General features: G+C 67.3%; 22 protein-coding genes. 6 read left to right on the forward strand and 16 right to left on the reverse strand.

Going from position 1 to position 23,384, the window contains the following annotated elements:
• Nucleotides 1-138 precede the first annotated feature (138 nt).
• Nucleotides 139-618: a hypothetical protein gene (locus ACQPW1_RS33160; protein WP_433655856.1), complete on the forward strand. Its 480-nt coding sequence runs from the start codon at nucleotides 139-141 to the stop codon at nucleotides 616-618.
• Nucleotides 619-624: 6 nt separating this feature from the next.
• On the opposite strand, the gene ACQPW1_RS33165 is transcribed toward ACQPW1_RS33160, so the two are convergent.
• Together ACQPW1_RS33165 and ACQPW1_RS33170 are read right to left on the reverse strand one after the other, a co-directional pair.
• Entirely contained in the window at nucleotides 625-1,227 is a 603-nt protein-coding gene (locus ACQPW1_RS33165; protein WP_433655858.1) for a DUF7691 family protein, read from the reverse strand.
• A gap of 124 nt (nucleotides 1,228-1,351) precedes the next feature.
• Entirely contained in the window at nucleotides 1,352-2,341 is a 990-nt protein-coding gene (locus ACQPW1_RS33170) for an alpha/beta fold hydrolase (RefSeq protein WP_433655860.1), read from the reverse strand.
• 54 nt (nucleotides 2,342-2,395) lie between these two features.
• Here ACQPW1_RS33170 and ACQPW1_RS33175 point away from each other — a divergent pair, with 54 nt between their 5' ends.
• Complete coding sequence (locus ACQPW1_RS33175) at nucleotides 2,396-3,244, forward strand: SDR family NAD(P)-dependent oxidoreductase (RefSeq protein ID WP_433655862.1); 849 nt, start codon at nucleotides 2,396-2,398, stop codon at nucleotides 3,242-3,244.
• A 107-nt stretch (nucleotides 3,245-3,351) separates the two neighbouring features.
• Nucleotides 3,352-4,929: an IS1182 family transposase gene (locus ACQPW1_RS33180; RefSeq protein WP_433655864.1), complete on the forward strand. Its 1,578-nt coding sequence runs from the start codon at nucleotides 3,352-3,354 to the stop codon at nucleotides 4,927-4,929.
• Nucleotides 4,930-5,143: 214 nt separating this feature from the next.
• Here ACQPW1_RS33180 and ACQPW1_RS33185 read toward each other — a convergent pair whose 3' ends face one another.
• Nucleotides 5,144-6,034, reverse strand: a complete 891-nt coding sequence (locus ACQPW1_RS33185; protein ID WP_433655866.1) for a LysR family transcriptional regulator — start codon at nucleotides 6,032-6,034, stop codon at nucleotides 5,144-5,146.
• 69 nt (nucleotides 6,035-6,103) lie between these two features.
• On the opposite strand from ACQPW1_RS33185, the gene ACQPW1_RS33190 reads away from it, so the two are divergent.
• Complete coding sequence (locus ACQPW1_RS33190) at nucleotides 6,104-7,237, forward strand: YbfB/YjiJ family MFS transporter (protein ID WP_433655868.1); 1,134 nt, start codon at nucleotides 6,104-6,106, stop codon at nucleotides 7,235-7,237.
• Here ACQPW1_RS33190 and secG read toward each other — a convergent pair.
• The 5 genes from secG to ACQPW1_RS33215 all read right to left on the reverse strand — a co-directional run bounded on the left by secG (nucleotide 7,224) and on the right by ACQPW1_RS33215 (nucleotide 11,581).
• Nucleotides 7,224-7,457, reverse strand: coding sequence for a preprotein translocase subunit SecG (gene secG / locus ACQPW1_RS33195; RefSeq protein WP_357392034.1), 234 nt, complete (start codon nucleotides 7,455-7,457; stop codon nucleotides 7,224-7,226). The genes ACQPW1_RS33190 and secG overlap by 14 nt on opposite strands.
• 60 nt (nucleotides 7,458-7,517) lie before the next feature.
• Nucleotides 7,518-9,113, reverse strand: a complete 1,596-nt coding sequence (locus ACQPW1_RS33200; RefSeq protein WP_433655870.1) for an MFS transporter — start codon at nucleotides 9,111-9,113, stop codon at nucleotides 7,518-7,520.
• 175 nt (nucleotides 9,114-9,288) lie between these two features.
• On the reverse strand, nucleotides 9,289-10,197 hold the full coding sequence (locus ACQPW1_RS33205; RefSeq protein ID WP_433655872.1) for a DMT family transporter: 909 nt from the start codon (nucleotides 10,195-10,197) through the stop codon (nucleotides 9,289-9,291).
• A gap of 232 nt (nucleotides 10,198-10,429) precedes the next feature.
• Nucleotides 10,430-10,942 carry a hypothetical protein gene (locus ACQPW1_RS33210; RefSeq protein ID WP_433655874.1) on the reverse strand — a complete coding sequence of 171 codons (513 nt, stop codon included), beginning with the start codon at nucleotides 10,940-10,942 and terminating at the stop codon, nucleotides 10,430-10,432.
• Between the two features lie 9 nt (nucleotides 10,943-10,951).
• Nucleotides 10,952-11,581, reverse strand: coding sequence for a TetR/AcrR family transcriptional regulator (locus ACQPW1_RS33215; protein ID WP_433655876.1), 630 nt, complete (start codon nucleotides 11,579-11,581; stop codon nucleotides 10,952-10,954).
• Nucleotides 11,582-11,752: 171 nt separating this feature from the next.
• Between ACQPW1_RS33215 and ACQPW1_RS33220 the strand changes: the two genes are divergently transcribed.
• Nucleotides 11,753-13,174 carry a lipase family protein gene (locus ACQPW1_RS33220; RefSeq protein WP_433655878.1) on the forward strand — a complete coding sequence of 474 codons (1,422 nt, stop codon included), beginning with the start codon at nucleotides 11,753-11,755 and terminating at the stop codon, nucleotides 13,172-13,174.
• A 47-nt stretch (nucleotides 13,175-13,221) separates the two neighbouring features.
• Nucleotides 13,222-14,004, forward strand: coding sequence for an META domain-containing protein (locus tag ACQPW1_RS33225; RefSeq protein ID WP_433655880.1), 783 nt, complete (start codon nucleotides 13,222-13,224; stop codon nucleotides 14,002-14,004).
• A 63-nt stretch (nucleotides 14,005-14,067) separates the two neighbouring features.
• Here the strand turns inward: ACQPW1_RS33225 and tpiA are convergent, their stop codons facing one another.
• From tpiA to ACQPW1_RS33265, 8 genes are all read right to left on the reverse strand, one after another.
• A complete protein-coding gene (gene tpiA, locus ACQPW1_RS33230) occupies nucleotides 14,068-14,865 on the reverse strand; it encodes a triose-phosphate isomerase (protein ID WP_433655882.1) in 798 nt (265 codons plus the stop codon).
• A 14-nt stretch (nucleotides 14,866-14,879) separates the two neighbouring features.
• Complete coding sequence (locus ACQPW1_RS33235) at nucleotides 14,880-16,094, reverse strand: phosphoglycerate kinase (RefSeq protein WP_433655884.1); 1,215 nt, start codon at nucleotides 16,092-16,094, stop codon at nucleotides 14,880-14,882.
• A 4-nt stretch (nucleotides 16,095-16,098) separates the two neighbouring features.
• Nucleotides 16,099-17,118, reverse strand: coding sequence for a type I glyceraldehyde-3-phosphate dehydrogenase (gene gap / locus ACQPW1_RS33240; protein WP_396966917.1), 1,020 nt, complete (start codon nucleotides 17,116-17,118; stop codon nucleotides 16,099-16,101).
• A 348-nt stretch (nucleotides 17,119-17,466) separates the two neighbouring features.
• The gene (whiA, locus tag ACQPW1_RS33245; RefSeq protein ID WP_040736336.1) at nucleotides 17,467-18,450 is read right to left on the reverse strand and encodes a DNA-binding protein WhiA; all 984 of its coding nucleotides are present in this window, start codon (nucleotides 18,448-18,450) and stop codon (nucleotides 17,467-17,469) included.
• The gene (locus tag ACQPW1_RS33250; RefSeq protein ID WP_433655887.1) at nucleotides 18,441-19,487 is read right to left on the reverse strand and encodes a gluconeogenesis factor YvcK family protein; all 1,047 of its coding nucleotides are present in this window, start codon (nucleotides 19,485-19,487) and stop codon (nucleotides 18,441-18,443) included. Before ACQPW1_RS33250 ends, whiA begins: the two co-directional genes overlap by 10 nt.
• Nucleotides 19,484-20,464 carry an RNase adapter RapZ gene (gene rapZ, locus ACQPW1_RS33255; protein WP_433655889.1) on the reverse strand — a complete coding sequence of 327 codons (981 nt, stop codon included), beginning with the start codon at nucleotides 20,462-20,464 and terminating at the stop codon, nucleotides 19,484-19,486. Before rapZ ends, ACQPW1_RS33250 begins: the two co-directional genes overlap by 4 nt.
• 254 nt (nucleotides 20,465-20,718) lie before the next feature.
• Nucleotides 20,719-22,728, reverse strand: a complete 2,010-nt coding sequence (uvrC, locus tag ACQPW1_RS33260) for an excinuclease ABC subunit UvrC (protein WP_433655890.1) — start codon at nucleotides 22,726-22,728, stop codon at nucleotides 20,719-20,721.
• A 121-nt stretch (nucleotides 22,729-22,849) separates the two neighbouring features.
• Nucleotides 22,850-23,278, reverse strand: coding sequence for a hypothetical protein (locus ACQPW1_RS33265; protein ID WP_433655892.1), 429 nt, complete (start codon nucleotides 23,276-23,278; stop codon nucleotides 22,850-22,852).
• Nucleotides 23,279-23,384: the final 106 nt, after the last annotated feature.

The raw sequence follows: 23,384 nt of genomic DNA on the forward strand, positions 1-23,384 counted from the left end.
CGTCGCCGTCCGCAGTCCTCGTCAAGGCAACTTGGAAACCGGTGCGGGCACGCCGTACCCGTATCCCCACGATTCCGATTCGACAGGGGAATACTGGTTACCCAGTGGCGGTGACGACCAGCGGTGGAGGGCACGGCGATGACCATGATGTCCATGCTCGGTGAGGTTCGGCCGGAGCACGATCGCGCGGCGGACGGCGAGCTGGTGCTCCTGCACTATCTGCGATCGTTCCGCAAACCGGTGCTCGAGGTGTGGTCGGCGGCGACCGACCGCGTGCAGTTGGCGCGGTGGCTCGGCGCGGTGTCGGGCGGCAGCGGCAATCTGACGATCGAACCGATGGATGGACCGGTCGCGCGGCCCGTCGCGGTTCGCGTCGAGCACTGCCAGGCGCCGCACGAGTTGATCGTGCACATCGACGGTTGTCTGCTGGAGATTCGGATGACCCAGGTCGGCGTCGTCACCAATGTCGAGCTGATCCGCAGGCATGTCAGCCCCGCCGACGCGCGCGAGATCGGGCCCCGCTGGCAGTACCTGCTGGACCGGCTCACCGCCTACCTGGACTACCAACCGCTGCCGCAGTGGGCCGACTACCCGAAACTGGCCGACGAGTACCGCTGACGGTCATCAAACGAAGAAGCCCGCGATCCCCCAGCCCGGCCGGGCCTGTGCCTCGCGAATCCACTCCATGCACGATTCGATCGCGGCGAGCACCTCGTGGTCGACCTCCTCGCGTTGCTTCGGGCTGGTCGATTCCCATTGCACCAGGGCTTCGGCGCACTGTTCCGGGGTCCATTCGCCGTAGCCGGGTAGCTCGTCCGGTTCAGGGAGGGCGGCGGGTAGCGCGTGGTAGACGAAATCGGCGAGGCTGATCGCCTTGATGCCGAGCTCGGCCAGGCCCTCGTCGACCTGTTCCAGCCAGCTGCCGCGGAACGGGGAGAAGTAGCGGTTGTCCAGGAATCTGCCATAGAACTGGCAGATCGTTTGGTACGCGTAGGCGTATTGGAAGCCGTAGGACTGGTCGAACGGCCCGCCGTCGATAACGGCACGCACCGCGTCGTAGCGCGCGGGGGCGCCGTTCGCGATCTCCTCGGCGAACCAGTCGTCGGCATGGGCCAGCTGAGCCTTGAACCGGCCGCCGATCATGCGCCGGAGCTTGTCGTCCCGCGAACCGATCGCGGCCCTGACCCTATCCAACTCGACGACGTAAACGCTCAGGCTGTAACTCATGATCGAACATTAGCGGCAGCCACCGACACGAACGGCGCAGCGACGGAAGGCGTTCGGTACGGACGATCGGCGACGATCGGTAGCGCCGCCAATAGCCAGGTCGGGCAACGCTTTTAGAGGGCAGCTAGACGGGCACGTCGGACGGGTTGGTGACGAGGTCGCGCAGGTGTGCGGTGAGCAGGGCGTTGACCTCGGGTGCGCGTTCCAGTTGCACGAGGTGGCCCGCGTCGGCGATCTTGGTTACTTCGCGCAGGTCGGGGACGGAGTTGCGCAGGGTCGTCAGCGGGTCGCGGCCGCTGAAACCCTCCATGTCCGGGTCGTGGTCGCCGTACATGAAGTAGGCGGGGACGGTGACGGACGCGTCGGCGTAGTCGGCGGTGAGTTCCCAGTTGCGGTCGAGAGCGCGGTACCAGTTCAGGCCGCCGGTGAAGCCGGTGCGCTCGAAATCCTGGGCCAGGGTGTCGAATTCGCGGTCGGAGAGCCAGCGCCACGGCAGCGGCGGGGCTTCCGGGAGCACGTCGAGGTAGCCGGTGCCCTCCGCCGGGAACTGCCAGGTGTCGAGGTAGTGATAGTCGGCGCTGAGCGAGTAGTAGGCCCGTGCCAGGAATTCCCTTGGGCGAGCGGCCAGTTCGGCGTCGGCCACGCCGGGTGCCTGAAAGTAGTGCAGGTGCAGGAAGTGTCGCGCGGCCGCCTTCGCCCACAGTTGCGACGGGGCGCGTGGCGGACGCGGCGCGAAGGGGTTGTTCAGCACGATGACGCCGCGCACCCGTTCCGGCGCGCGTAATGCCAACTCCCACACCAGGGCCGCGCCGAAGTCCAGGCCGACGAATACGGCTTGTTCGGCGCCGATGTCGTCGAGCAAGGCGAGCAGGTCACCGATCACCGCTTGATTCGAGTACGCCTCGATGTCCGTCGGCACGTCGGTCTGCCCGTAGCCACGCAGGTCCGGGGCGATGGCGCGATAACCTGCGGCGGCGACCGATTCCAGCTGGTTGTGCCAGATGAACCAGGTGTGCGGGAAGCCGTGGCAGAAGATCACCGGATACCCCTCGCCCTGCTCGGCGACGTGCATTCGGACGCCGTTGGTCGTCACGAACCGATGCGTCAACTCCACTGCGGCCTCCAAAACCTAGAACGTGTTCTTGTTTCACGGTAGTGTCCCGAAGTCGTGAGCGGAATACCTAAAGCACTGGATGGCAAGTTCGCGGTGGTCACGGGCGCGAGTCGCGGCATCGGCAAGGGCATCGCGCTGGAACTGGGCGCGGCGGGTGCGACGGTGTACGTCACCGGGCGGTCGGACACGCCTGGTCGACTACCCGGCACGGTGCAGGAGACCGCGGCCGCGATCGATGCGGCAGGCGGGGTCGGTGTTCCGTTCGTCTGCGATCACCGCGACGACGACGCCGTGCAGCGGCTGTTCCAGCAGATCCGCGATGATCACGGGCGCCTCGATGTGCTGGTGAACAACGTCTACAACTCCCCCGCCGCGGCACGCTGGCTCGGTAAGCCGTTCTGGGAGGTCCCGCCGAAGGCCTGGGACGAGACCTTCGATATAGGTGTCCGATCGCATTACGTGGCAAGCGTTTTCGCGGCGCCGCTGTTGATCGAATCGGGCGGCTTGATCGTCAACATCTCCTCGCCGGGCTCACAGCGGTACATGCACAACGCGGTGTACGGCGTCGCGAAGACCGCGCTGGACCGGCTCACCGCGGACATGGCGCACAACCTGACCGACACCGCGGTCACCGTGGTCTCACTGTGGCCGGGCATCGTGGATACCGAACTGCTGCAACTGGTTCCGGCCGACGCGCAGGGCCAGCGTCTCGTCACGCTGCCGGGCGAGGGGACCTTCGACCTCGCCCAGGCGGAGACACCGCGCTTCCCCGGCCGCGCGGTCGCCGCCCTCGCCGCCGATCCCAACCGCCGCTCCCGCACCGGATCAGCTTGGCGGGTAGCCGATCTCGCCGACGCCTACGGCTTCACCGACCTCGACGGCCGCATCCCCCGCGCCGACTGACGCCCCCGTTCTCGGCGAGATCCGCACCTTCTCTCGGGATCCGCACTGGCTCTAGGTGGCTGGTGTTTTTCGTGCGGTGAGGGGCTGGTCTCGAGCAGAATGTTGGGGTGACGTTGGGGCGTGTGCCGAGGCAGGGTGATCTGTTGCGGTCGACGGTGGAGTTCTGCGCGGGTCGGGTCGGGGTGGACTCGATTTATGGTGTGCTGCATCGTGATTGCTTCGGGTTGTTCCCGGATGAGATGTTCGCTGACCTGTTCACCGATGTGGGGCGTCGCAGCGTGCCGCCGATGATCGTGGCGGTGGTGATGGTGCTGCAGCGTATCGAGGGTCTGTCGGATCGGGAGGCGGTGGAGCGGTTCGCGTTCGACGCGCGCTGGAAATACGCTGCTGGCGGCTTGGATTTCGACTATCCGGGGTTCATGCACACCGTGCTGGTGGACATGCGGGCGCGGCTGGCACGCTCGGATCGCCCGGATCGTATCTTTGATGCCGTGCTCGAGGTGGCGCGTGCTGCGGGGTTGGTGGGCCGCAAGCGGGTGCTGGATTCGACCCCGCTCTATGACGCGGTGGCCACGATGGACACCATCACCTTGATCCGGTCGGCGATCCGCGGCCTGCTCGCCGTGGTGAGTGCCGGGCTGGCTGGGGAGCTGCGGGCGCGGGTCAGCAGCGGTGACGATTACGCCAGCACCGCGAAACCGGTGATCGACTGGGACGACGAGACCGCCCGCGAGCAGTTGATTGATTCACGCACCCGCGACGGGCTGGCGATGCTGGCGGTGCTCGACGGGCTCGACCTCGACGAAGCGGTGGACAAGGCAGCGCGGTTGTTGGCGACCGTGGTGGGCCAAGACATCACCACTGGTGAGGACGGGATATTCCGGATCGTGCGTGGCACAGCAGCTGACCGGGTGATCTCGACGGTGGATCCCGAGACCCGCCACGGGCGCAAGACCCAGGCGCGGGGGTTCGACGGATACAAGGGCCATATCGCGATCGACCCCGACAGCGAGATCATCACCGCCACCGAGGTCACACCCGCCAGCAGCGGCGACGCCGAGGTCGCCCCCGGCCTGCTCGCCGACATCCTGCCCGCCGAAGCCGAAGCCGAAGCGCGGGTGTTCGGTGATGCCGCTTATGGGGCTGGGGAGTTGTTGAAACTGTTGGACGACAACGGTATTCACAACGGAGTGAAGGTCCAGCCGGCATCCTCGGTGAAGGGCCACTTCTCCAAAGACCGCTTCGAGATCGACCTGGACCGCGCCGTGGTGCGCTGCCCAGCCGGGCACACCGCACCCATCCGCCCCCGCAAAGGCCAGCCCAGCACTATCGGCGCCGCCGCTTTCGGTGCCGCCTGCGGTGGCTGCCCGTTGCGTCAGCAGTGCACGTCAGCGGCTGCCGGGCGCACGATCGGCATCGGGGCCCACGAGAAACATCTACTCCCAGCCCGCGCGCGTCGACTCGATCCGGCCTGGAGGGCCGAGTACCGCGCTACCCGCCCCAAAGTCGAACGCAAGATCGGCCACCTCATGCGCCGACGCCACGGCGGTCGCCGCGCCCGCGTCCGCGGAAAGGTCAAGACCGCCGCAGACTTCTCACTACTCGCCGCCGCGGTCAACCTCGCACGGCTGGCCGTCCTCGGAATCGGCTCCACCACAGCACAATTGACCCCCACCACGGCCTGAATTCCAGGCTCGTGACACACCCACACCCGCAGCCACCGATCAACCCATCACCCACCAGCACGACCGGGCCGAACCTCAATCGGTCACCAACTCGAGCCAAGACACCCACACACAGACGACACCACGCGCCACAGCGGCCGTTCGACACCAGCCACCTAGGGCCCTAAGCCGGTGCAGATCCCGAGTGAGGGTGCGGCTGTTTCGGGGGTGAGCCTCAGGCGACGCCGAGGAAGCGCTGTACTGAGCGGGAGGGCTCGGGTTTGGCGTGCCATGCGAGGTAGACGTGGGACGGTGGCGCGTCCGGAATGTCCAGGTACACAACGCCGGGGTGCGGTGCGCGGCTGCGGGCCAGCGCGGGTACACCGCCGATGCCGCGGTTCGCCGCGATGAGTTCGATCCACTCGTCGAAGTTCCGGCAGGTGATGATCGGCCGGTTCGGGTCGCTCTGCTCCCACGAGCCTGCGTGGGTGGTGCCGGAGACCACGTTCACCACGAGCGGCTGGTCGGCGAGATCAGCCCAGCTCAGATCGGTCGCCTCGGCCAGCGGTGAGTTCGCGGCGACGGCGATCATGCGCTGCTCGGTCGCGATCATCCGCGATTCGAGGTGGCTGGGCAGCTCGGTCTCCCTGCGGTGTATGGCGATATCGATGGACCGGGCATCGAGCGCGGCCAGCGGATCGTCGACGCGGCGCAGCGTGATGCGCCCGCCGAGCGCCTCGTAGCGACGGCGGGTCGCGGCGAGCCAGGTGGTGGGCAGCAACCAGGCGAAGCCCACCTCGACGGTGGCCCGCGACCGCAGGTCCGCGGCCACCGCGTCGACGTCGGCGAGGATTCGCCTGGCGTGCGCCAGCAGCTCGGCGCCCTCGTCGGTCCGTTCGAAGCGCCGGGAAGTGCGTTCGATGAGCCTGCACTCCAGGAGCCGCTCCAACTGCTGAATCGTCCTGGTCAGCGCGGGCTGGCTCAGGTGCAGGCGGGCGGCGGCGCGGGTGTAGTTGGCCTCCTCGCACAGCGCGACGTAGGCCCGGAGGTGCCGTAGCTCGATATTCGCCGATCCGCCCTCCACCGCCGGGGAACGCACCCCGTCCGGCAGCACCTGTTCGTCCATGCATCAAGCGTATACATGGTGCATAGAAAGCATTTCACAGGCGCTGAAACGGACCGTACGGTCAATGAAGTGACTGCTACCCTCGCTCCCGCACCACGCCATAGTCTCGCACCGGCCTTCGCGGCCGCCGCCGGTTTGGCCGCCGCGATGGGCGTCGGCCGGTTCGTCTACACGCCGCTGCTGCCGATCATGGTGGACGCACACCAGATCAGCACCAACGACGGCGCCGTGATCGCGACCGCCAACTATGCGGGTTACCTGCTCGGCGCCATTCTGCTCACCCGGTGGCCGGAACTCAACACGCGCAACGTCTTTCGGCTCTCCGCCGTGCTGCTGATCCTCAGCGAGTTGTTGATGGCCGTGCCCGCGCCCACGATTGTCGCTGCGGCACTGCGTCTTATCGCCGGTGTCACCAGTGCGGTCATCTTCGTCGCGTGCGCCGGGGTGGCCGCCAGGCACGGCAGCAGTCGAGAAGCGGCCGGAATCGCCATCAGCGGAGTCGGATTGGGGATCGCGCTCACCGGGTTGCTGGTGTTGGCGGTGCGGCCGTTCCTGGGTTGGCAGAGCATGTGGCTCGTCTCGGCCGTGCTGACCGTGGTGTTGCTACTGCCCGCATTGCGGCTCGATATCCAGCCGGGTCGGCGCGCGGGCAAGGCCACCATTCGGTCGCGGGGTGCGTGGCGGGCGCTGCTGGTGTCCTATTTCCTGGAGGGTGTCGGGTACATCGTGATCGGCACGTTCCTGGTGGCCGCGGTGAGCGATCAGCGCGGGCCGGTGGTCGGCTCGTGGATCTGGGTGGTGGTCGGCACGGCCGCGGTACCGGCCACGGTGCTGTGGGGCGTCGCCGCGCGGCGCTGGTCTCCGGCGATCGCGATGCCGATCGCGCTACTGGCGCAGTGTGTTTCGGCGATGCTGCCCGCCGTCTCGACCGCGGTGTGGCCCGCCGTGCTGTCGGCGGCGCTGTTCGGCGCGACGTTCCTCGGCATCGTCATGCTGGCGATCCGAATCGGCGGCGAGCTGTCGGACGGCAATGCGGCGGCACCACTCACCGCCGTCTATGGCGCGGGGCAGATGCTCGGTCCGTTGGTGGTGGCGCCGGTGATCGGCGACAGCTATCCGGCCGCGTTCGTCATCGCCGCCATCGTGCTGGCGGGCGCGACGATCGCGGCCGGTGTGGTGACGCGCCTACTCAGGCGAACTTGATCTCCAGGCCGATGCCGACGATGGCGATGAGCCAAACCAGGCCGGTGAAAACAGTGATTCGGTCGAGGTTTTTCTCCACAACGGTCGAGCCAGAGAGGCTGGACTGCACACCGCCGCCGAACAGGCTGGACAGACCTCCACCCTTGGCGCGGTGCAGCAGCACCAGCAGCACCAGCAGCACGCTGGCGATGATCAGGAGGATATCGAGGAACATCCGCATGCCGGACAGTGTATGCGGACGATCGGATCCCACCGAATCAGGCACTCGGCAACGTCGCTCTTAGGGCGGCAAGATCGCGACCAGATGGGTGATCCGGTCGTCGCCGATGGTGAATTTCGACGCCTCCTGCTCGCGGATCTGGTCCTGCGCGGTGAGCCTGACCTGGTGTTGATGCATGTGTTCGGCCCAGGAGCGGACCACGAACGCCTCGACGTAGCGGTCCAGCATGCCGATGTCGCGATACAGTCGCCACTCCATCGCCCCAGTTCGCTGCCGGGACCGGCCGACGAACGCCATCGCGGTGATGAACTCGTCCAGATTCTCCGGCGGGACGTCGTAGGTGCGCAGCACCAGGACCGGGCCGTCGGCCGGATCGGGTTCGACGACGACCTGCGGTTCCGGCCAGAACGCGGACGGCGTCTGGTCCAGGTTCTCCGCGTTGTGGCTGATCGGCAGCCACACCGTGCTCACCGCGCAGAGCGCGAGCAGCCCGGCGGCGATCAGCAGCGCGACCACCGGTCCGGCCGCGCCGGCGACCACACCCCAGACCAGCGAGCCGATCGCCTGCCCGCCCATGAACACCAGCAGATACACCGAGAGCCCGCGCGCCCGCACCCACGCGGGCAGCAGCAACTGCATGGTCGAGTTCATCGTGGACATGGCGAGCAGCCAGGCGAAACCGGCGAAGACCAACAGGATCAGCACGAGCGGCACGATGTGCAGCAGCGCGGTGCCCGCCGACGCGAGCCCGAACAACACCGCGGCCGTGCTGAGCCGCTGCGTGGGCGTCATCAGGGTGCGCAGTCGGGACAGGCCGACGGCGCCGAGCACCGCACCGATGCCGAGCGCGGCCAGCATCAAGCCGTAGCCGGACGAGGACAGCCCGAGTTCGTCGCGCGCGATCACCGGGAGTAGCGCCCACACCGCGCTGGCCGGGGCGATGAACAGGATCGAGCGCAGCAGTACCCGTCGGATCGCGGGTGCCGCCTTGATGAAGCGGGTTCCGGCCTGGAGGGCTGCCAATGGGCGTTCGCTGGGCAGCTGTCGATCCGTTGTCGGCCGGTGCCACAGGGTCAACACCGCGACGATGCCGGTGAACGACACCGCGTTGAGCACGAACACCAGAGTCGGTCCGGACAGCGAGACCAGCACACCCGCGATCGCAGGGCCTACCGCGCGCCCGATGTTGATGCTCATGCTGCCCAGCGCGGCTGCTGACGGAATCTGTTCGCGTGGCACGAGTTCCGGCTGGATCGCCTGCCATGCGGGACCGGTGAGCGCCTGCCCGCAGCCGATCAGGAACAGCAGGGTGAGGAGCACCGCCGGAGTGGTGTGCCCGGTCGCCGTCGATACCGCGAGCACCGCGGCGAGCACCGCCATGGTCGACTGCGCGCCGAGCAACAGCCTGCGTCGGTCAACCAGGTCGGCGATCACACCGGAGGGAATGGCGAGCAGCATCACCGGGAGCGTGATCGCGGTCTGTACGAAGGAGACCAGTACGGCCGCGTTCGGCTCGTCGACCAAGACCCACTGTGCGCCAACGGTCTGCATCCAGGTGCCGAGGTTCGATACCAGCTGCGCGATCCACAATGCGCGATACACCCTCGACCTCAACGGAGCCCAGGTGGAGACTGCGGTGTTCGGTGCAGTGATCACTCACTGAAGCTTAGGCGGGCCCGCCACTCCGACGATTCAGGGCATGGGAGGGAGTGTCGCAAGGCACGCACGCGTCTGCGGAGTCCCATCCGCGCCCGACGGAACGCTCCCTGGCACCCCCAGGTCGAGTTCGACATCAGCTGAGCCGAACTCGACCCGGCCGAGGGTTGCCGCGTTATGCCACCTCGCCGGTACGTGACTGGTTGCTGGTGAGGATGAGCGCCACGGTGAGCAAGGCCGCACCGACCATGCCCAGTGGTGTCAACCGCTCGCCGAGCACGATCGCGGCGAGGATGGCGCCGGTGAGGGGCTCGAGCAGCGCGAGGATCGCGGCGGTGCCGGGTCCGGCGTCGGGCAGGCCGCGGAAGTACAGCGTGTAGGCGATCGCGGTCGGCACCAATCCGAGGGCCGCGAGCAGGGTGAGGCTGCCGATGGTCGGCTCGAAGGTGATCCCGGTGGTGAGGGCGAGTGGTGCGAGTAGTACTGCGCCGCCGGTGAATCCGAGGCCGGTCGTGGTCATCGGGTCGAGGCCGGGTACCGGCTGGGCGCTGATTACAGTGACCGTTGCGAACGCCGCGGCCGCCGCGACGGCAAGTGCCGCACCCGCCAGTAGTCCGGCGGACCCCACATCATCGGATGGCACGCCGACCAGCAGCGCCAAGCCGGACAGGGCGAGCCCGATCGTCGCCGCTCGCCTGCGATCGACGGCACGGCGGCCGGTGACCCGCTCCAGCAGCGCGACCACCACTGGCGACGCACCGATAGTGATCAACGTGGCGACGCTGACCGACGACGCCGCTACCGCACCGAAATAGCACCCCTGGAAGGCCGCCGCGAGAACAGCGACCGCGCCGATTCTGCGCCAGGCCAATAGATTTCGCGGCCAAGGCCGACGAGTCGCCGCGAGTAGGGCGACGAGCAGTAACCCGCCGACGGCGAGTCGGCAGGTGGCCACCGCGATGGGTGACAATCCGGTGGCACGGCCGAGCAGCGTGCCGAGCAAACCGCCGGTGCCCCAGAGCATTCCGGCGCCGACGAGGTAGACCAGCCCGGAACGGCCGGCCGTGGACAGAGATATGGACATGAAGGTTTCGCGCTCCTGCGACAGAAGGATTGGGGTCGCGGAAGCGAGGTGCACAACGAATGCCGAAGAGACGCATACGCCCTACGGGGTGCGGTCCGTTAGACCGCGTATGACCCGGGCTGATGCGGAAGTACGCCTACACCTCGCTCAGGAGGCAGGCGGCGGGGTTATCGGAAAGCATCGGTGCACGCGGCCGATCCTAAACCCCGGAGGCGCGGTCTGTCGCACGGGTTTATGGCCCGAGCGCGCGCAGTACCGGATCTGCGGCGATCCTGGCCGCGGTCTCGGCATCCGGCCGGTATGGCCGCGCTCGTACGATCCAGTCGCTACGCAGTTCGGGGATTGTCACCTGTAGTTCGTCCCACTTCTCCGTCAGCTGACCGGTCCAGTCCATCCGGTCTATACCGTTGGGAGATCCGAGGTGGTAGGCCAGGTAGTCGTTCCACACCGAGTACGACGTGGCGAACGTGACCGCATCCGGCACATCCAGCTTCAGCAGCCACCGGCCCTGTGCCCATTCATAGTCCGAGAGAAGGGCATTCGCCGTGCGCCGGATGGCAGGCCCCGGCCAGCACCAGATCGGCGGGGCGTCCCCGCAATCGATTCCGCGCCTTGCCATTTCGGCAGCCATGTCTTGAAAGACCGGTCGCAGGTTCGGTGAAACAAGATCCCAATCCGCGCGGTAGAACCCGCTCGACCGCACAGCGGCGACCACCTCGGCCGCCTGCAGCGTCCACAGCCTCATCCACCCGGCCTATTCGTCGACCGAATCGGCGTAGGTCCGCATCATGTCCGCGACCAGCGTGAGGATCGACTCATCGAGCTCGGGTCGCTGATACACGCCGCGAACGACCGCCTGCCCCGAGAACACGTGCAGCGCCACGAAGAACAAGGGCTCGCGCAGCCGCTGCGGAAACTGCTCCAGCACCCCCGTGCGGTCGACCGCGGCGACGATCTCGTCGTAGTAGTTCTCGACCGTCGGCGCGATCCTGGCCCGCAGCTCGGCGTCCGAGCGGGCCGCGAGGTAGATCTCGCGCAGCGCGTGCGTGACGTTGTCGGACTGGGCCGCCTGCAGGAAACGCAACGCGGTGTCGAGCGGATTCGCCTGATCCCCAAGCTGTTCCATCACCACGGTGAACGCGGCGAGCTGCCGCGTGACGATCTCCTCGGCGGTCCGCACGATCAGGTCGAGCCTGCTGTCGAACTGCCGGAACATCGCCCCGACGGACAGCCCGGCGCGGCCGCAGATCTCCTGCACGGTCGTGCGCTGATAGCCGACCTCGCCGATCGCGGCGACCGTCGCATCGACCAGCTTGGCGACGGTGGCGGCACGGCGTTCCTGCTGCGTCCGGCGCGGACGCGGTGTTTCGGCGCTCCCGGTCATGATTGCCCATCCTGCCCGGTCGGCCCCGCACCGGCCGTCATCGGGTCAGCGTGATCGTTGACACAGCGACAGAGCGGACTCTACAGTCGACCCGCCAGTTAGGAAATAGCTGCTCTCTTTTCGCCCGAGAGCTGCGGCGCGCAGCGTTGCGTATAGGTCGAGGAGTTCCGAATGAAGATGGGCACTGCCGCGGGCACCAAGAGGATGGTCGCGCAAACTTGCCTAGCTCTGACCGCGGGGTTGACCGTCGCGGTCTGCCCCGTGCTGATCGGCACGGCACACGCGGATCCGGTGCCGGTGGCGCCGCCGCTGCCGTTTCCGCTGCCGCCCGCGCCGCCGTTCATGGATCCCGGTTTCTACAATCCCGATCCGGCCAAGGTCGCTGCCGCACAACCCGGCGAAATCCTGTCCGCACGTCAGGTCAATCTCGCTAACTTCTTCCTGATCCCGCTGAACGTGCGGGCCTGGCAGTTGTCGTATCGCAGCACCAACACCCGCGGTGAGCCGATCCCGGCGGTGGCCACCGTGATCGTGCCGTATCGCCCGTCCGCCACACCGGAGCGGAATCTGGTCGCCTTCCAATTCGCCGAGGACTCGCTCTCGCAAAACTGCGCGGCCTCGTATGTGCTGCAGATGGGCTCGCTGCCCAACCCGACGAATCCGGTGATCTCCGCGGAATTCATCGAGGTGCAGGCCATGCTGCAACTCGGCCACGCCGTCGTGGTGCCCGACCATCAGGGCCCGAACGCGGCGTACGCGGCCGGGCCGCTCGGCGGCCGGATCACCCTGGACGGGATTCGGGCGGCCGAGAACTTCGAACCGGCCGGACTGCCCGGTGCCGCGACCCGGACCGCGCTGTGGGGCTATTCGGGCGGCGCTATTCCGACCGCGCACGCCGCCGAATTGCAAGCCGAGTACGCACCGGAACTGAACCTGGTCGGCTCCGCGGTGGGCGGTCTGATGGCCGATATCGGCATGGCCGTCGACTACAACAATGCCACCTCGACCTTCGGCGGCGCGGTGCTCGGCGGATTGTTCGGGGTGGCCAACGAATACCCCCAGCTCGACCAGTTCATCGAGCGGTACATGAACCCACTCGGCAAGGGGCTGCGAGTGGTTCACCAAGGGCAGTGCGTCGCATTGCAGTTCGCGGCGTTCCCGTTCGTGAACATCAAGGGCCTGTTCGACTATCCAGGTGGCGATCCGTTGCGTGCCCCCGAATTGCAGCCCCTCCTCCAGGAATTGAGCCTCGGCCACCGCGGCACCCCGCAGTTCCCGCTGTACATCTACGAGGCGCCGCTGGACGAGGCGATGCCGATCAACGCGGTCAACAAGCTCTACGACACCTACTGCAAGGATCCGAACGCACAGGTCGCCTACACCCGTGAGTTGATCAGTGAGCACGGTATCGCCGCGGTGTCCGGCGCGGGCTCGGCTGTGATGTGGCTGAACGATCGACTCAACGGTGTTCCAGCGGCACCTGGGTGCAGCAATCGCGACGTGCCGCTGCAGATCCTCGATCCAGGTGCGGCCGCCACGGTCGCGAACGCCATCGGCCAGACCCTCGCCTCGGCCCTCGGCATGCCGGTCTGACGTGCCGAAAACCCGGCCGGACCGCACGACATCGGTACCATCGCGTCATGTCGGCTAATTTCGTGCGGTTCGGCCCGGTCGCCCTGTTGGCTCTGCTCGCGGTTACCGCCTGCGGCAGCGGCGACTCGAAATCGAACACAACCACGCCGAATCTAGCGGGCCGCACCTTCCTCTCCACCGCGGTCGACGGCACGCCGATTCCCGGCGGCGGCCCGCTCACCATCACCTTCAAAGAAGACCGGATCGCCGCGGACGCGGGCTGCAACTCCTATTCCGGCGCGGTCGCGTTCGACGACCACAAGCTGCACGTCACCGGGCTGGCCAGCACCCTGATGGCCTGCACCGGCGACCGTGCGGGCGCCGACGAATGGCTCAGCGGCCTACTGAATTCCGATCCCGCCTGGCAGCTCGACGACACCAAGCTGACGTTGAAGAGCGACAACCTGACGGTCACCATGCTGGACAAGAAGGTCGTCAAACCGGACAAGCCGATCAAGGGCACCACCTGGATCGTCACCGCCCTGATCACCCCGGACGCCCAAATCCGTTCCCAGACACTGGATGAGGTGAAGCCCACCCTCACCATCGCCGACGACGGCACCGTCACCGGCACCGCGGGCTGCAACCGAATGACCGGCCGCGCAACGGGTCCCGACGCCGAACTCACCTTCCAGATCGCCACCACGAAGATGCTGTGCCCCGCCGAGGTCATGGAAGTCGAGCAGTCCGTCCTGAAAGCCTTGGACGGCAAGACAACCGCCACTGTCGACGCCGACACCCTCACTCTCCGCAATGCCAATGGCAGCGGCCTCACCCTGCACGCGGAGTAGGTCTCCAACGCGAAAGAGCCGGGCAACGCTGTCGCGGTGCCCGGCTCTTTCGCGTGAAAACGGTTACGGCAGTGGGCCGCCCGCGGCGATCGCCGACAGGGTGGCGAACTCGTCACCCTTGAGCGAGGCGCCGCCGACCAGTGCGCCGTCGATGTCGGTCTGGCCGACCAGCTCGCCGACGTTCTTGGCGTTGACCGAGCCGCCGTAAAGCACCCGGACACCCGCGGCGATCTCCGGGGTGGCCAGCTTGGCCAGTTCCGCGCGGATCGCGCCGCAGACTTCCTGCGCGTCCGCGGGGGTGGCGACCTTGCCGGTGCCGATGGCCCAGACCGGCTCGTAGGCGATGACGACCTTCGAGATCTCCTCCGCCGTCAGGCCTTTCAGCGAACCACGCAGCTGCTCGAGGTTGTACTCGACGTGCGTCTTCGCCTCGCGAACGTTCAGACCCTCACCGATGCAGACGATCGGGGTGATCCCGAACTTCAACGCCTGCTTGGCCTTGGCGAGCACGGTGGCGTCGTCCTCGCAGTGGTACTGCCGCCGCTCCGAGTGCCCGACGGCCACGAAGGTGCACCCTAGCTTGGCCAGCATGGCACCGCTGATCTCACCGGTGTAGGCACCCGAGTCGTGCGCCGAGATGTCTTGCGCGCCATAGGTGAGCAGCAGCTTGTCGCCCTCCACCAGGGTCTGCACGCTGCGCAGGTCGGTGAACGGCGGCAGCACCGAGACATCGACCTTGGCGAAGTACTTCTCCGGCAACGCGAATGCGATCTTCTGCACCAGCGCGATCGCCTCGAGGTGGTTGAGGTTGAGCTTCCAGTTGCCCGCGATGAGCGGCTTCCTGGCGAGAGACTTGGTCACAGTCGTAGCACTCCTCAGTCTTCCAGCACAGCGATGCCCGGAAGTTCCTTGCCCTCCAGGTATTCCAGCGACGCGCCGCCGCCGGTGGAGATATGCGAGAAACCGTCATCGGGCAGCCCGAGCGCACGCACGGCCGCGGCCGAGTCGCCACCGCCGACGACGGTGAACGCGCCCTTGCCGGTGGCGGTGACGATGGCCTCGGCCACACCCTTGGTACCGGCCGCGAAGCTCTCGAACTCGAACACGCCCATCGGGCCGTTCCAGAACACCGTCTTCGCCTCGGTCAGCAGCGCGGCGAACCGGGCGGTCGATTCGGGCCCGATGTCCAGACCCATCCAACCGTCCGGAATCTCGTGCGCGGGAACGATCTTCGAGTCGGCGTCGGCCGCGAACTTGTTCGCCACCACGATGTCGCGCGGCAGGTGAATGACGTCCGCGTACCGGTCGAGCAGGTCCTTGCAGGTGTCGATCATCTCTTCCTGCAGCAACGAGGTGCCCACCGAAAGGCCCTGTGCGGCAAGGAAGGTGAAGCACATGCCGCCACCGATGACCAGCGTGTCCACCTTCGGCGCGAGCGCCTCGATGACCGCGAGCTTGTCGGAGACCTTGGAACCGCCGAGCACGACCGCGTACGGCCGCTCGGTGTCCGTGGTCAGCTTGGCGAGCACCTCGACCTCGGCGGCGACCAGCTTGCCCGCGTAATGCGGCAGCAGCTTGGCTACGTCGTAGACCGACGCCTGCTTGCGGTGCACTACGCCGAAGCCGTCGGACACGAACGCGCCGTCGTCGCCGACCAGCTCGACCAACGCGGCGGCGAGCTTGGCCCGGTCCGCGTCGTCCTTGCTGGTCTCGCGCGGATCGAAGCGGATGTTCTCCAGCAGGAGCACGTCGCCGTCGGTCAGCCCCTCGGAGCGCGCGAGCGCGTCCCCGCCGACCACGTCACCGGCGAGCTGGACGTTGCGGCCCAGTTCTTCGGCGAGCTTCGCGGCGACCGGCGCCAGCGAAAGCTTGGCGTCCCGCTCACCTTTCGGCCGACCGAGGTGTGCCGTGACGACCACCTTCGCGCCGGCCTCGACCAGCGCCTTCAGGGTCGGCACCGATGCGATGATCCGACCGGGGTCGGTGATCTGGCCGTTGTCGTCGAGGGGGACGTTCAGGTCGGAGCGCACGAGCACGCCCCGACCTTCCACACCCTCGCTGAGCAGGTCGTCGAGAGTCTTGACTGTCATGGCCTCAGAGCGACTTGCCGACGAGGCCGATGAGGTCGGCGAGACGGTTCGAGTAGCCCCACTCGTTGTCGTACCAGCCGACGACCTTCACCTGATCGTCGATGACCTTGGTCAGCGGCGCGTCATAGATGCAGGAGTGCGGGTCGGTGACGATGTCGCTGGACACGATCGGGTCCACGTTGTACTTGAGGTAGCCCTTCAGCGCGCCGGCGGCGGCGGCCTGGTACGCGGCGTTGATCTCCTCGATCGAGGCCGACTTGGCCAGCTTCACGGTGAGGTCGGTGACCGAGCCCGTCGGGACCGGCACGCGCAGCGCGTAGCCGTCCAGCTTGCCCTGCAGTTCGGGGAGCACCAGGCCGATGGCCTTCGCGGCGCCGGTGCCGGTGGGCACGATGTTCAGCGCGGCGGCGCGGGCGCGACGCAGGTCGGCGTGCGGCGCGTCCTGCAGGTTCTGGTCCTGCGTGTACGCGTGGATGGTGGTCATCAGGCCACGCTCGATGCCGAAGGCATCGTGCAGCACCTTGGCCAGCGGGCCGAGGCAGTTGGTGGTGCACGAGGCGTTGGAGATGATGTTCTGGCTGCCGTCGTACTTGTCGTCGTTGACGCCCATGACCACGGTCAGGTCCTCACCCTTGGCGGGTGCGGAGATGATGACCTTCTTGGCGCCGGACGCGAGGTGGCCTTTGGCCTTCGTCGCGTCGGTGAAGATGCCGGTCGACTCCACGACCACGTCGACACCCAGGTCGCCCCACGGCAGTGCCGACGGGCCCTCCTTGATGGCCAGCGCCTTGAGCCGCTGGTCACCGACCACGATGGTGTCGTCGCCGTCGAGCGAAACATCCTGCGGCAAGCGGCCGAGGATCGAGTCGTACTTGAGCAGGGTCGCGAGAGTCGCGTTGTCGGTGAGGTCGTTGACCGCGACGATCTCGATGTCGGTGGTGCCCAGCGCCTTCTGCGCCTCCACCGCCCGGAAGAAGTTACGTCCGATACGACCGAAGCCGTTGATGCCTACCCGGACAGTCACGTTATCGCTCCTCAGCTTTCAAGCGGATCATTCCGATGTCTTGTAACAGTAGTGCCCGCCTGTTACCGCACTGACATGCACCTGGACACACCACTACGGTAACCAGCGAAATCAATCACCAACCGGTCTGTTTCCTCACAGCACGGGCCGCCTACCAGCGGCGCAGCACCGTCAATCACCCTGGCATTCCAATGCGCTTCCCCCGCATGGGTGACATACGTCCCCTTTGCCCGGATCCGCACCCGCCCGCTCTGTGCTCTCTCCGGGCTCAGTGCAGAGCCGTGCGAATGTGCGGCACAGACGTCCGGCCGGTTACCTCTGGAGGCAACCGGCCGGATGACGACTTCGTCAGGCTTCGTCGAGCAGTTCGGCGGTGACGGCCGACTCGGTATCGGGGATGCCGAGTTCCTTGGCCCGTCGGTCCGCCATCGACAGCAGGCGCCGAATCCGTCCCGCGACAGCGTCTTTCGTCATCGGCGGGTCGGCCAGCTGGCCGAGTTCCTCCAGTGACGCCTGGCGGTGCTGCACGCGCAGCTTGCCCGCGGCGGCGAGATGGTCGGGCACGTCGTCGCTGAGGATCTCCAGCGCGCGCTCCACCCTGGCGGCCGCGGCGACCGCGGCCCTGGCCGAGCGGCGCAGGTTGGCGTCGTCGAAGTTGGCCAGCCGGTTGGCGGTGGCCCGCACCTCGCGGCGCAGCCTGCGCTCCTCCCAGACGATCCGAGTGCCGTGCGCACCCATCCTGGTGAGCAGCGCGCCGATGGCCTCGCCGTCACGCACCACGACCCGGTCGGTGCCGCGCACCTCCCGCGCCTTGGCGGTGATGCCCAGCCTGCGGGCCGCACCGACGAGCGCGAGCGCCGCCTCCGGACCCGGGCAGCTGACCTCCAGCGCGGAGGAGCGACCGGGTTCGGTGAGCGAGCCGTGCGCGAGAAACGCTCCACGCCAAGCGGCTTCGGCGTCCGCGATGCTGCCGCCGACCACCTGGGCGGGCAGCCCGCGCACCGGACGACCGCGCACATCGAGCAGCCCGGTCTGCCGGGCCAGCGCCTCGCCCTCCTTGGACACGCGCACCACGTAGCGAGAGGTCTTGCGCAGACCGCCCGCGCCGAGCACGTGCACATCGGAGCCGTAGCCGTATAGCTCGAAGATCTCCCGGCGCAGCCTGCGTGCGATGGAACCCATGTCCACCTCGGCCTCGACGATCACCCGCCCGCCGACGATGTGCAGGCCGCCCGCAAAGCGCAGCAGCGCGGACAGTTCCGCCTTGCGGGAACTGACTTGCGACACCGTGAGCCTGCTCAGCTCGTCTTTCACATCGGCTGTCATCGCCACGAGACGCGCTCCTTTCCACCCAACCCGGAACGCACATCCTGACCCATGTGCCGTCCCTCGACTCGAAGCCCTGCCATTTGCGGCCGAGGTTGCCGGATCAGTTGATCCAGTGCGGCGGCAAGCTTTCCGGGGTGATGCCGGTCCGTCCCCGCCTCGGCGACATCGGAGAAGGTTACCCGTGCGCGCAACTGTTCGGCGGCTCTCGCCACATGTTCTCTTTCGCGACCCTCGGGCACCGACCCCGAATCGACCAAAACCTCGTCGACCACGAATTCCGGTGCGTGCTGGGACAATACATGTAGGTGCCGTTCGGCGGAGAAACCCGCCGTTTCGCCGGGCTCGGCGGCGAGGTTCAGCACGAGAACTTTCCTGGCTCGGGTGTACACCAGCGCCTCTCGTAGTTCGGGGACGAGCACATGGGGGATGACGCTGGTGAACCAGGAACCTGGTCCGAGAACGACCACATCGGCGTGTTCGATGGCCGAGGTGGCTTCTTGACTGGCGGGCGGATCGGACGGGATCAACCGCACGCGTCGTACTTTGCCGGGTGTGGTCGCGATCGCGACCTGACCGCGAATACAGCGGCTGACCCGCGGATCCGCTTCCAGCCCAGCCACATCCGCTTCGATATCGAGCGCGATGGGTGACATCGGCAGCACCCGTCCGGTGATGCGCAACATCTTCGCGAGTTCGTCGAGCGCGGCGACGGGGTCGCCGAGCACCTCGGTCAGGCCGGCCAGGATGAGGTTGCCGACCGAATGACCGGCCAGCGCGCCGGTGCCGCCGAAGCGGTGTTGCACGGTCTGGGTCCAGATGCCGTCGGAGTCGGCGGCCAGCGCGGCGAGCGCCATTCGCAGGTCACCGGGTGGTAGCACGCCTAGTTCGGCGCGTAGCCGACCGGATGAGCCGCCGTCGTCCGCGACGGTGACGACCGCGCAGATCTTTCTGGTCAGCCGCCGGATGGCGGTGAGAGTCGCGTATAGGCCGTGCCCGCCACCCAGCGCGACAATGCTGGGATCGGATTCCCACCCCGTCATTCGCGCCCCAGATCCCGATGCACGACCCGCACCACGTCGGCGGATCCCTCGGGCACGCCGGTGCCCTCGCTGATCAGTTCGCCAAGAGCCTCGGCTATCGCCACGCTGCGGTGCTTGCCTCCGGTGCAGCCCACTGCCACCGTCATGTATCGCTTCCCCTCTTGGCGGTAACCGTTCATCGTCAGATCGACCAGGTGGTGGCAGGTACGCAGGTAATCGTCGGCGCCGGGGCGCGACAACACGTACTCGCTCACCACTGATTCCTGACCAGTGTGTTCCCGCAATTCCGGTATCCAATGTGGATTAGGTAGAAAACGCACATCCAACACCATGTCGGCGTCCAGTGGAACCCCATGCTTGAAGCCGAAGGATTGCACGGTCAGCTGCAGCGCGCTGGGCGCGCCGCCGCCGAAGGCCTCCTCCAGCTTGCGGTGCAGCTGATGGATGGACAGTTCGGTGGTGTCGATGACCAGGTCCGCCGCGGTTTTCACGGCCGAGAGCCGGATTCGTTCGGCGGCGATGCCCGCCGACAGCGTGCCATCTTTGCTCTCGCTCTGCAGCGGGTGGCGGCGCCGGGCGAAGCCGAAGCGCCGGATCAGCACGTCGTCGGACGCTTCGAGAAACAGCACCCTGGTCTCGATGCCGAGTTTGCGCAATTGGTCGGTGACCACCGAGAGATCACCGGTGAAGAACCTGCTTCGCACGTCCATCACCAGGGCGAGGCTGCGGATCGGCGGCTCGGCGGAGGCGCCGAGTTCGACCATCCGGCCGATCAGCTCCGGCGGCAGGTTGTCCGCGACATACCAGCCGAGATCCTCCAGCACGCGGGCGGCGGTGCCGCGGCCCGCGCCGGATAGTCCGGTCACGATGACGACTTCGACCTGCGGGTTCGCCGCTGCGACAGCGCTCGAGGGGCTGGCCCGCCCCTCGGTCTGTCGCGGATTGCCCGCAGTGTTGTTCGATTCGACGCGTGTCATGTCCTACCGGATCCGTCACACGACTGCACCTCGCTGGCGCTCGGCTCCGCCGTGCGCCGTGGCGTGCTGTGTCGTCGGTTCACTCGCTTCGCTCGCTCTCTGAGTACCTCTCGAATCATCCCGCACCGGCCCCGGTATCGGGCGCAGACATGCGCGATTACCTTCCGTAGTGCACGTGGAGGTTCACAAACCTGTGATGGAACGGTACCGAGGATATAGGTGGATGGCAGGGAAGCCGATGTTTCCGATGTTTCTCAGCCTCCCTGCAGTGCGGCGAGTACGGCTTTGGCGGTCGCCAGCCCGATGCCGGGGACCTCGGTGATCTCCTCCACCGTGGCCTGCTTCAGTTTCGCGACAGAACCGAAATGGGTAACCAGCGCCGTTCGGCGCGCCGCGCCCAGCCCGGGCACCGAGTCCAGCGCGGACGCGGTCATCCGGCGCGAGCGTTTGCTGCGGTGGAAGGTGATCGCGAACCGGTGTGCCTCGTCGCGGACCCGCTGCAGCAGGAACAGCGCCTCGCTGTTGCGCGGCATGATCACCGGATCGCTCTCCCCCGGCACCCACACCTCCTCGAGGCGTTTGGCCAGGCCGATCACCGCGACGTCGGTGATGCCGAGTTCGTCGAGCACCTCGGCGGCGGCGGCGACCTGGGGCGCGCCGCCGTCGACGACGTAGAGATTGGGCGGGTAGGCGAACCTGCGCGGGCGGCCGGTGTCCGGATCAATGCCCGGGCGGTTGAGGAGTTCGACTGTGCCGTCGACGTTTTCGGCCTCGGCAAGGTCTTCGCTGGCCATCAGCTCGCGCTCCTTCTGCAGCTTGTAGAAGCGCCGCCTGGTCACCTCCCGGATGCTGCCGACGTCGTCGGAGCGACCATCGCCCGCCGCCTCCTTGATCGTGTAGTGGCGGTACTCGGATTTGCGGGCCAGGCCGTCCTCGAACACGACCAGCGAGGCGACCACGTCGGTGCCCTGCACGTGGCTGATGTCCACACATTCGATCCGCAGCGGGGCGCTGTCGAGTTCGAGTGCGTCTTGAATGGCTTGTAGCGCAGCCGATCTCGAGGTGAGGTCGCCCGCGCGCTTGAGCTTGTGCTGTTGCAGCGCCTCCATCGCGTTGCGCTGCACGGTCTCGGCGAGGGCCTTCTTGTCGCCGCGCTGCGGCACCCGTAGCTGCACGGCCGAGCCGCGCAGGTTGGACAGCCATTCCTGGAGTTGGTCGGCGTCGGCGGGGAGTTCGGGGACGAGCACCTCGCGCGGTACCACGGTGGCGGGCTGCTCGGCCTCGCCGAGTTCCGCGACGGCGACCTGCTCACCGTAGAACTGGGTGAGGAACTGCTCTACCAGCACGGCCAGCTCGCTACCCGCCTCCGGTGCGTCGATGGCGTCGCCGGACTTGTCCACCACCCAGCCGCGCTGGCCGCGGACCCGGCCGTCGCGGACGTGGAAGATCTGTACCGCCGCCTCCAACTCGTCGGTGGCGAAGGCGATCACGTCGGCATCGGTGCCGGTGCCGAGCACGACCGCCTGCTTCTCCAGCGCGCGGCGCAGCGCCTGCACGTCGTCGCGCAGGCGGGCGGCGTTCTCGAAGTCCAGGTCTTCGGCGGCGTCCTGCATGCGGCGCTCGAGCTGGCGCACCATGCGGTCGGTGCGCCCGGCCAGGAAGTCGCAGAAGTCCTCCACGATCTGGCGATGCTCCGCGGCGCTGACCCGGCCGATGCACGGGGCCGAGCACTTGTCGATGTAGCCGAGCAGGCAGGGTCGCCCGATCTGGTTGTGCCGCTTGAACACTCCGTTGGAGCAGGTGCGCGCGGGGAACACGCGCAGCAGCAGGTCGAGGGTTTCCCGGATCGCCCAGGCGTGGGCGTACGGGCCGAAGTACCGGACGCCCTTCTTGCGCGCGCCGCGGTAGACGAACAGGCGGGGGAACTCCTCGTTCAGCGTCACGGCGAGCACCGGGTACGACTTGTCGTCGCGGTACCGCACGTTGAAGCGCGGGTCGAATTCCTTGATCCAGTTGTATTCGAGCTGTAGCGCCTCAACCTCGGTGGAGACGACCGTCCATTCGACGCTCGCGGCCGTGGTGACCATCTGCCGGGTCCGCGGATGCAGCGACGCCACGTCGGCGAAGTACGAGTTCAGCCTGCTGCGCAGGCTCTTGGCCTTGCCGACGTAGATGACCTGCCGATGTGCGTCCCGGAACTTGTACACCCCGGGTTCGACGGGAATCGTGCCCGGCTTGGGCCGGTACGTCGCTGGATCTGCCACCCATCAAGCCTATCGAGCACCTCCGACAGGTCCGTCACAGCGCCGCGCGTGCGATGTTCCGGTCCGGATGATCTCGCCGTGATTCGCCGAAACACGGCTGCCTGCCGGACGTTTCAGATACTCACTGGTCGACGGCGAACCAGGACTTGGCTTCGGCGCGATTCAGCTGATAGACGACGGCGATTGTGGCGCCGAGGGAATAGAGCACCGCCACGATCCACTGTTCGAACGGCACGTCGATGGGGTGGGTTCGCCAACCGACCACGCCCTGCGCGATGGCCAGGATGATCGCCAGCACGCGCACGCCGCTCGCGCCGCGGATGAATCCCCAGACCGCGAGTGCGAGCAGCCAGCTGAACAGGAACTGGATTGCCGCGCCACCCGCGGCTTCGGCGCCGAGCGAAAAGCCCATGATCACCGAATAGGCGAAGCCGAATCCCGCTAGACCCCAAGCGGCTTCCCGGGCTTCCCTGGCCGGCTCGGGCATCTCACCCAGCGCCCATAATCGCTCGGCGACAGCCAAATCATCGTCCGAATACTCCGCGCCCACGGCGCTCCCCCACTTCCGATCCACACACTCGCCCCAAGTCAACGGGCGCGCGGGCAGAACGGTAGATCACCGGAGAGAGTCGGACAACTCGGGCGCATCGACCGTG

The sequence above is a fragment of the Nocardia sp. CA-128927 genome (assembly GCF_050955855.1).
Taxonomy (GTDB): Bacteria; Actinomycetota; Actinomycetes; order Mycobacteriales; family Mycobacteriaceae; genus Nocardia.

What these genes read in the sequence shown, in the direction of transcription:
- ACQPW1_RS33160 (WP_433655856.1), top strand. Translation starts at nt 139, where the DNA reads ATGACCATGATGTCCATGCTCGGTGAGGTTCGGCCGGAGCACGATCGC.
- ACQPW1_RS33165 (WP_433655858.1), bottom strand. Translation starts at nt 1,227, where the DNA reads ATGAGTTACAGCCTGAGCGTTTACGTCGTCGAGTTGGATAGGGTCAGG.
- ACQPW1_RS33185 (WP_433655866.1), bottom strand. Translation starts at nt 6,034, where the DNA reads ATGGACGAACAGGTGCTGCCGGACGGGGTGCGTTCCCCGGCGGTGGAG.
- secG (WP_357392034.1), bottom strand. Translation starts at nt 7,457, where the DNA reads ATGCGGATGTTCCTCGATATCCTCCTGATCATCGCCAGCGTGCTGCTG.
- ACQPW1_RS33205 (WP_433655872.1), bottom strand. Translation starts at nt 10,197, where the DNA reads ATGTCCATATCTCTGTCCACGGCCGGCCGTTCCGGGCTGGTCTACCTC.
- ACQPW1_RS33210 (WP_433655874.1), bottom strand. Translation starts at nt 10,942, where the DNA reads ATGAGGCTGTGGACGCTGCAGGCGGCCGAGGTGGTCGCCGCTGTGCGG.
- ACQPW1_RS33215 (WP_433655876.1), bottom strand. Translation starts at nt 11,581, where the DNA reads ATGACCGGGAGCGCCGAAACACCGCGTCCGCGCCGGACGCAGCAGGAA.
- ACQPW1_RS33220 (WP_433655878.1), top strand. Translation starts at nt 11,753, where the DNA reads ATGAAGATGGGCACTGCCGCGGGCACCAAGAGGATGGTCGCGCAAACT.
- ACQPW1_RS33225 (WP_433655880.1), top strand. Translation starts at nt 13,222, where the DNA reads ATGTCGGCTAATTTCGTGCGGTTCGGCCCGGTCGCCCTGTTGGCTCTG.
- ACQPW1_RS33235 (WP_433655884.1), bottom strand. Translation starts at nt 16,094, where the DNA reads ATGACAGTCAAGACTCTCGACGACCTGCTCAGCGAGGGTGTGGAAGGT.
- ACQPW1_RS33250 (WP_433655887.1), bottom strand. Translation starts at nt 19,487, where the DNA reads ATGACGGGGTGGGAATCCGATCCCAGCATTGTCGCGCTGGGTGGCGGG.
- rapZ (WP_433655889.1), bottom strand. Translation starts at nt 20,464, where the DNA reads ATGACACGCGTCGAATCGAACAACACTGCGGGCAATCCGCGACAGACC.